This is a genomic window from Prochlorococcus marinus (assembly GCF_001180245.1).
GTDB classification, from domain to species: Bacteria; Cyanobacteriota; Cyanobacteriia; order PCC-6307; family Cyanobiaceae; genus Prochlorococcus_A; species Prochlorococcus_A marinus_F.
Genome location: NZ_CVSV01000120.1, coordinates 1 through 466, shown reverse-complemented (window position 1 = coordinate 466; position 466 = coordinate 1). Strand labels below are relative to the sequence as shown.

At 32.6% G+C, this 466-nt stretch carries 1 protein-coding gene; it reads left to right on the top strand.

Annotated features, from left to right (window positions below; all coding sequences use genetic code 11):
- A partial coding sequence (locus tag AMO19_RS05085) for a DNA/RNA helicase domain-containing protein (RefSeq protein WP_146255933.1) occupies positions 1-466 on the top strand: 466 nt, incomplete at both ends.

Here is a 466-nt window from a genome sequence, read left to right as displayed (position 1 = left end):
AGTTAGGAGAAAGATTATTTAAGAATGAAAATCTTCATTTAGGTGTATCGATTAGATCATTCAGGTCAGAGAAAGTATCAAAAGCGATATCATCATTGCTTGAAGACGAAAAAGAGCAAGCAGCAAAATCTATTAAAGAAATAAATCATTTATATCCAATAAAAATAACTAGGTCTATTTCAAAAGCGAAAGATTGGTTAAGAGAAAATGCGAGAGGTTCAGAAAGATATGGGCTCTTGATCTCCTCAAAAGCAAAAAGATTAAAACCTCTTGGTCTTTTTCCTGGAATAGTAAGTGAGAAAGATTCACCAAATTGGTTTTTAAATAATCAAGAGGATATCAGATCTAGCTTTGCACTAGAAGATCCTGCGACTGAATTTCAAGTTCAGGGATTAGAATTAGATTGGGCTGGAATAATTTGGGATGGAGATCTTATTAAGACAGAAAGTAATTGGCTTTATAAATC